Genomic DNA, 8033 nt, shown 5'->3' with positions numbered 1-8033 from the left:
ATGACCGCTAATTATCAACAAGCAGAGCTTATTGATAATAATTTATGAAACACTTAGTTTTTGAGGATTGGTAGTGATTGGCTCAAACACAGTCAGGTAATTGATTTGATGATGAGGCTAGCCTCATCGAACTCAGGTTCGTATGTGATGTGCCAATTCGCCCCGACGAGGCAGTGCTGGGGGCAGAAATTAAAGTGCCGACTCCCGATGGTAGCGTGACGATGAAAGTCCCGAAAGGCGTGAAATCGGGACAATCGCTCAAGCTGCGTGGCAAAGGTTGGACGTTACCCAAAGGGGGACGCGGTGACTTATTCGCCAAACTCCAGATCGTTACGCCGCAAGACCTTAATGAGATCGAGCAGGAATGCTACGAAAAAATTCAGGCAAATACCACCTTTAACCCCCGCGCCCACTTAGAGGAGATTAAGTTATGACCTTCAACCCTTTAACTGCACTCGATTAAAATCGGTGCTAGTGATGCAAAGTCCGCCTTCGCGGACTAATTGACTAGTCCGCGAAGGCGGACACTTCGTATCATTAGCAGAGACTTCAGTCTTTAGGTAACTCTTATAAGAGGAGATTAAATTATGACTTTCAGCTTATCCACAACTGTAGTTTCAGAAGAGGGCGATTGCTTATACACCTTTGAATATGCCGCCAATGCCGCTCAAACCTCGATCGCCGTAGTCCAAGTTTATGTGCAATTAGGCGTAATCGAACCCACAGGCTCGATGTTGCATTCCCGCGAGATTGCCCGCATCGCTCAGATTCAGCGGTTGCGGCAAGATTTGGGGGTGAACTTAGTTGGAGCCGCGATCGTGTTGGATCTGGCTCAGGAAGTGGCTCAGTTACGGGCACAGCTTGAGGTATATCGATCGCAGCCACCAAACGCACTATGAGATGCTCAAAATGACAGTAGTAAATACAATCGGTACCGATTTACGAGTTTGGATCAGTCAGACTTTTGCTCACTGGCGGGGCGATTTAACGGGGGGATTAACCGCCGCCGTCGTTGCCTTACCGCTTGCCCTGGCGTTTGCAGTAGCCAGTGGCGTAGATCCAAAAGCTGGGCTGTACACGGCGATCGTGGCGGGGACGATCGCCGCCGTCTTTGGTGGCTCTCCCGTCCAGATTACTGGCCCAACTGGAGCAATGGCGGTGATTCTTGTCGGAATTGTTGCTAAATACGGGATTGAAAAGGTCTGGATTGCTGGGGTGATGGCGGGAATTATCCAGGTTGCGCTGGGTGTTGCCAAACTGGGACGCTTGGTTAAATTCATTCCCTATCCAGTCACCGCAGGCTTTACAAATGGGATTGCGGTAATTATTTTTTGTGGACAGTTAAACAACTTTTTGGGGCTGAAATTACCGCGTAGCGAACATTTTCTACCTGGCTTGTGGCAGACTGTGACGCAGCTAGAAGGCTTGAATTGGGCAGCGATCGCCCTGGCAACTATCACGATCGTTAGCAAGCTGTTGTGGGCACGGATGACAACGAGCATCCCCGCTTCATTGGTGGGGTTAGTGCTGGCAACGGCGATCGCGACTTTCTTGCACCTGAATGTACCGACGATCGGCTCGATCCCCCAATCTTTACCGATGCTCCAGTCAATTCCGCATTGGAATGACTTCGGGCTAATTCGAGAACTGATTAATCCAGCCCTGGCATTGGCGGCATTGGGTAGTATCGAATCGTTGCTCTCGGCTGTAGTGGCAGATGGGATGACCGTCAGTGAAAAACATGACAGCGATCGCGAGTTGATCGGGCAGGGTTTAGCAAATATCGTCGTGCCCTTCTTTGGCGGTATTCCGGCTACTGGGGCGATCGCCCGCACGGCTGTAAATGTCCGAGCTGGCGGCAAAACTCGCTTGTCTGGAGTAATTCATGGGGTGGCGATCGCGATTATTGTGCTGACATTGGCACCATTAGCGGCGCAAGTGCCCCTCGCAGCACTGGCAGGAATCCTCATGGTAACAAGTGTGCGGATGATTGAGTGGGAAGCGATCGGCTTACTGATGCGGGCGACTTATTCTGACTTTGCCGTGATGATGCTCACCTGGATGGTGACAATTTTCTTCGATCTGGTATTGGCGGTGGAAGTGGGACTGATTGCAGCAGGGGCATTGTTTATCAAACGGATGAGTGAGTTGAATTTGGGCAAAATTCCTGAAACAGAGGCATTTCCACCCGGCATCCCGCTGGAGTTGAGCAAGCAAATTTCGGTTTATCGGGTCGATGGGCCAGTATTTTTTGGCGCGGCTGAACGGTTTGTGACGTTCTTGCGAGATGAACCTGACGTAAAATACTTGGTACTGCGGCTGCGCTATGTGCCGAACATGGACACCACTGGACTTGTCGCCCTGCAAGACATCTACCAAGATCTACAACGGCACGATTGCCGCTTACTCCTGAGTGGATTGCAACCCGAAGTCCAAAAGCTACTGGAGCGGACTGGCTTGATGGATAAAATTGGACGAGAGAACTGCTTTGAAACTACGGACGCTGCCATCTATTCATTAAATCCCACATTCGGCACTTCACTAACACCAAAGTTACTATGAAGCCCTCACACCAACAGCCCAGCAACATTTTTTATCGACAGAGATGCCGGAAGCGATCGTGCAGAAATAGCAATTTAGTGAAAGTATTGATGATTATAATTTTCAAGCATAATTAAATTATTAATTATTTATGAAATAAAAGTTATTGATAGAATTAAATTTATCAATTTACATTCATTAATATGAACAAAATACAGTTATAAATAGCGATAAAATATGCCTATCGACTGATTTATTTTTTAGATAGTTTTGCTAAGCTCGAAAGTATACAAATTGCTATTGATATCGGCAGTGATGTCAAAGTTATTTAAAATCATAAATCTGGGATATATTCCCAATTAGGAGATAATTGATGAGTACTAAAGTAGGTCTATGGATCGACCATCGCAAGGCGATCGTGGTAGCTATTACCGAGCAAGGGGAAAAGATTGAGGAGATAGTATCGGGGTGAAGCAAAGGGCGAACTAAAACAACAACTCGATAAAAATCACCTGAGCGGACGTATTGTAGATATCGAAACAGTTGACAAAATGACGAATCCTCAGATTGCGGCGAAGGTTCGAGAGTATTTTGCCAAGGAACATTCGCCAACAAATTAAATGACGATCGTGGTTGCTTGACTAGATTTCAATTCGCGATCGACCAGATGTTTTTTATGAAAAAGATAATTATTATCTCATTGGTATCTACGGGGTTTTTACTAGAGATGCCCTTTGAGGCAAATGCACTAAATTCACAACCATTTAGCCAAAACTTGCTTGAGCGAACGATTGAAATCGGGGCTAGTGTTACAAAGTCCGCCTTCGCGGACTGATTAACTAGTCCGCGAAGGCGGACTTTGCATCATGAGCGGAGACTTCCAGTCTCCAGGCTCTTCTTATCCCGTTGGCAAAGCCTCTCCCCTCAGAAAAACTGACTAATTTAGTTGAGGCAACAAACTTATGGTTTCTCCAGTCATTCGGCTAGAATCTACAGATCGCGCTCCCGTTGCTGGCTTATCAGAGCGAGATGCAATCGCCAAACTCGATCGAGATGGCTACAATGAACTGCCCTCGGCTCAAGCTCGAAATATATTGTCGATCGCGTGGGATAGTATCCAAGATCCGATTTTCCTGTTACTAGTCGGCGGTGGCATCATCTACTGGATTTTAGGCGACCATCAGGAAGCCTTAATTCTACTAGGTTTCGTCGTTTTTCTCACTGCAATTAGTCTCTACCAAGAAGGTAAAACCGAACACGCTCTCGAAGCCCTCCGCGATCTTTCTAGTCCTCGTGCTTTGGTGATTCGAGATGGACAACGCAAACGGATTGCGGGGCGAGAAGTGGTGCGGGACGATATTTTAATGCTAGCAGAAGGCGATCGAGTACCTGCGGATGCGATCGTTTTATCTTGCACCAATCTTTCCACCGATGAGTCATTACTAACCGGAGAATCTTTACCAGTTCGTAAAATTGCCACTGTGGATAACGTCGAAATGGCGCGTCCTGGAGGCGATGAATTACCCTGTGTGTATTCTGGAACGTTGGTAGTGCAAGGACAGGGGATCGTCAAGGTGCGATCGATCGGTACTCAGACGGAGATGGGCAAGATTGGCAACGCTTTACAAAAAGTGCCGCCAGAAGTGACTCCTCTGCAACGAGAAATGAATCGGCTGGTGAGTCGCTTATTTGGGATTGCGCTAGCATTATGTGTGGCAATTGTCATAATTTATGGAGCCACGACTGGAGATTGGCTAAAAGGAGTCCTCGCCGGGATTACGTTAGCGATGGCAATTTTACCGAATGAATTTCCAGTTGTCGTCACGATCTTTTTAGCTCTGGGAGCTTGGCGGATCTCTCAAAATCATGTTTTAGCACGTCGCACTTCCGCCGTCGAAACCGTCGGTTCGGCAACGGTTTTATGTGTAGATAAAACGGGGACGCTGACGCTAAATCAGATGGCTGTGCAACAGTTATTTGCCTATCAGGGGACGGGGGGACTGGGGGACGAGGAGACTGGGGGACGGGGAGACAAATTTATTATAGAAACAGAGAAACATCTCTCAATTCAGCACCGCCTAGAAAACTTCTATCCATACGATTTGGGGTTGCACTCACAAGTGCCACTCCCTGAGTCAGTCCACGAGCTAGTCGAGTTCTGTATTCTTGCCAGCCAAAGAGATCCATTCGATCCGATGGAGAAGGCGTTTAAGGAATTGGGAGATCGATCTCTCGCTCATACCGAACATTTGCATAGCGACTGGAAACTATTACGCGAATATCCGCTCTCACCGCAGTTACTCGCAATGTCCCATGTTTGGCAGTCAGCAGATGGCAAGCTGTATGAAATTGCTGCGAAAGGAGCACCAGAAGCGATCGCCGATCTCTGCCATTTTACGCCCGAACAGCAAAAAAATATGGCAGCCCAAGTCAGTGAAATGGCAGCTCAAGGATTGCGAGTATTGGGTATTGCTAAAGCATCCCTATTAGATGCACCACCTCCATTTTTGCCACCGCATCCGGTACTTACGCCCGAACATTTACCCGATAAACAACATGATTTCCCCTTTCAATTTCTCGGCTTAGTCGGACTCTCAGATCCAGTCCGCCCAACCGTTGCAGCGGCAATTCAAGAATGTCATACCGCTGGAATCCGCGTGGTGATGATTACAGGTGACTATCCAGAAACGGCTCAAACGATCGCTCGTCAGGTGGGCTTATTGCAGACGGGAGACACGATAACTGGAGCAGAATTGGATCGCATGAGTGAAACCGAACTCCAGCAGCGGATTCAAAATACCAGTATCTTTGCCCGCGCCGTTCCCGAACAAAAATTACGCATTGTTAATGCTCTCAAAGATAAGGGTGAAGTCGTTGCCATGACTGGCGATGGTGTCAATGATGCCCCTGCACTCAAAGCCGCCCAAATCGGGATTGCGATGGGGCAACGCGGTACAGATGTGGCGCGGGAATCGGCGGCGTTGGTGTTGTTGGATGATGATTTTTCATCGATCGTGCAAGCAGTGAAATTAGGACGGCGAATTTTTGATAACCTTCGCAAAGCAATGTCATATCTAATCGCGATTCATATTCCGATCGCGGGGATGTCTTTGATTCCCGTGTTGTTTAAGTTGCCATTAGTATTACTACCGATTCACGTTGCATTTTTACATCTAATTATCGATCCGGCTTGCTCGATCGTCCTAGAAGCCGAACCTGCTGAAGCAAATGTGATGAAGCGTCCACCTCGCAATCCCAAAGAACCATTATTCGGTAAGAAAACTTTGGGTTTAGCCATGTTGCAAGGGGGTGGAATATTAGTAATTATTCTGACAGTATTTGCGATCGCGACATACCGCAAGCAAGGTGAATTAGATATACGTGCGTTGACATTTACGACGCTAATTATAGCTAATTTAGGACTAATTTTGAGCGAAAGTTCGACCTCTCGCCTGAGTCTGAAAATTCTGAAATCACCCAATCCGACTCTGTGGTGTGTAATTGGTGGTGGCGTATTTTTTATGGCGATCGTGCTTTACATTCCGTTCTTGCGAGAATTGTTTAGCTTTTCCTTTTTACACTCGACCGATCTAGCTATTTGTTTAGGTGGTGGATTAATTAGCTTGCTCTGGTTTGAATTATTAAAGCAAACTACAAAACGAGAGCTTAGATAGATCGATACAGATATTTATACCCACTCTACAGCTACTATTAATTACCAAAAATAAAAATGGAACCTATTCGGATCTTTTACTTTTCTGACGTGCTTTGTATTTGGGCTTATATTGCCCAAATTCGACTGAATGAGTTGAAAACAACTTTTCAAGACAAGATTGAAATCGAACATCACTTCGTCTCCGTCTTCGGTACAGCTCGTGAAAAACTAGAGAACCGCTGGTGCGATCGAGGCGGATTGACAGGATATAGCAACCACGTTCTAGATGTCGTCAAAAAATTCGACCACATCACCGTTCATCCTGATATTTGGACAAAAGTTATACCGCCTTCCTCTACATCTTGTCATCTTTTTCTTCATGCGATCGAACTACTAGAAGTCAAAGGTTTAGTAGATCGATCGGAACAGATATTTGAAAAAGCAATTTGGGCATTTCGAGAGGCATTTTTTACCGAATTAGCAAATGTTTCAGATCGACATGTGCAATTTGAAATTGCCGAAAAATTAGGATTACCCATCGCTGCAATTGAAGCTCAGATCGATAGTGGTGAGGCATACGCCCAACTTTCAAAAGATTTTGACTTGGTGAAAGAACATACAGTTACGGTTAGCCCTACGCTGATTTTCAATGAAGGACGGCAGCGACTAAATGGCAATGTGGGCTATCGAACGATCGAAGCCAATATTCGCGAGTTACTGCACAATCCTCCAGAAGAACAATCCTGGTGCTAGAAGTATTTAAACTATTTCAGGAGAAACGTATGATGTTTAAGAAATTAATTCAGACGATATTATTGGGAGTTATAATCTGGTCTTGCTTCTCGATCGATCTCCTGCAAAATTCTATTTTAGCGGCAACTCTGACAGAAACCACATCGATATCTCAATCAAAGACACCAAATCCATCTAAACCGCTCAATTTGGAATTAAGAATCGATCGATTTCTGATGTCGATGCCAGCAGGCTATTACACGATCGCCAGTGTCGAAAAGCTAAAAAGCCAGTTAGAGAACTCTCAAACCCTATTGGTGGATGTGCGAGAAGCCTCTGAATATCGATCGGGACATATCCCTAATGCAATTAATATTCCGCTCCAAACTTTGGCTCGAAATTTAAGTAAAATTCCAACCGATCGCCCTGTGGTTCTGTACTGTTCTTCCGGCTATCGATCGGGCATAGGAGTGATGACGCTGCATCTATTTAATTACGACAACGTGCAGGGGTTTCCCCCTAGCTTTGGAGGCTGGAAAGCCGCAGGGGAATTAGTTGTTAAATAACAAAGTAACTAATTACTTGAAATTATCAAAAATTTTAATTTTACCAAGGACTTTTACGATGAACTTTATCTGCTCGAACACGTCTAAAATTCGTCCAATTTGCTGGCTATTAGTCACTTCAATTTGTGTTTTATTTATATTTTTTATTCCCCTACCCGCCTTTGCTACTGTCACCCAAATTGAAGAAGCTCCAGGACAGATGCTCTACCAGTCCCGCCAAAACCTGCGCGATCGCACCGGAAAGTCCTGGCAGGTAGTCGCCTTCAAGCGCGTCCGTCCCGATGGTAGTGCGATGATTTCCCTGCGGCTGGTAGGCTTTCTGGGTGCGGTGGAATTAGACCACACTCAACCTCTAACCCTGACTACATCAATGGGGCAAACTTTGACCGCCAAAGATGTTACTAACCTGAGTTCGATGAGGCTAGCCTCATCATCAAATCAATTACCTGACTGTGTTTGAGCCAATCACTACCAATCCTCAAAAACTAAGTGTTTCATAAATTATTATCAATAAGCTCTGCTTGTTGATAATTAGCGGT

At 45.9% G+C, this 8033-nt stretch carries 6 protein-coding genes and 1 pseudogene; all 7 read left to right on the top strand.

Annotated features, from left to right (window positions below; translation table 11 throughout):
* Positions 1-140: 140 nt before the first annotated feature.
* Positions 141-434, top strand: a pseudogene (locus ACEW9I_RS15395) (DnaJ C-terminal domain-containing protein); the annotation flags it as partial.
* Between the two features lie 153 nt (positions 435-587).
* Positions 588-899 (top strand): chaperone modulator CbpM, encoded by a 312-nt coding sequence (locus ACEW9I_RS15390; RefSeq protein ID WP_373541211.1) that lies wholly within the window; start codon positions 588-590, stop codon positions 897-899.
* A gap of 10 nt (positions 900-909) precedes the next feature.
* Positions 910-2562, top strand: coding sequence for a SulP family inorganic anion transporter (locus tag ACEW9I_RS15385; RefSeq protein ID WP_373541210.1), 1653 nt, complete (start codon positions 910-912; stop codon positions 2560-2562).
* Between the two features lie 941 nt (positions 2563-3503).
* Entirely contained in the window at positions 3504-6215 is a 2712-nt protein-coding gene (locus tag ACEW9I_RS15380; protein WP_373541209.1) for a cation-translocating P-type ATPase, read from the top strand.
* Between the two features lie 56 nt (positions 6216-6271).
* Positions 6272-6949, top strand: a complete 678-nt coding sequence (locus tag ACEW9I_RS15375) for a DsbA family protein (RefSeq protein ID WP_373541208.1) — start codon at positions 6272-6274, stop codon at positions 6947-6949.
* A gap of 29 nt (positions 6950-6978) precedes the next feature.
* Entirely contained in the window at positions 6979-7494 is a 516-nt protein-coding gene (locus tag ACEW9I_RS15370) for a rhodanese-like domain-containing protein (protein WP_373541207.1), read from the top strand.
* 58 nt (positions 7495-7552) lie between these two features.
* A complete protein-coding gene (locus tag ACEW9I_RS15365) occupies positions 7553-7954 on the top strand; it encodes a DUF3122 domain-containing protein (RefSeq protein WP_373541206.1) in 402 nt (133 codons plus the stop codon).
* Positions 7955-8033 lie beyond the last annotated feature (79 nt).

Origin of the sequence: Chamaesiphon sp. (assembly GCF_041738855.1) — a bacterium.
Lineage (GTDB): Bacteria > Cyanobacteriota > Cyanobacteriia > Cyanobacteriales > Chamaesiphonaceae > Chamaesiphon.
Note: the sequence above shows the minus strand (reverse complement) of the source record. Positions and strands in the feature narration are given on the sequence as shown.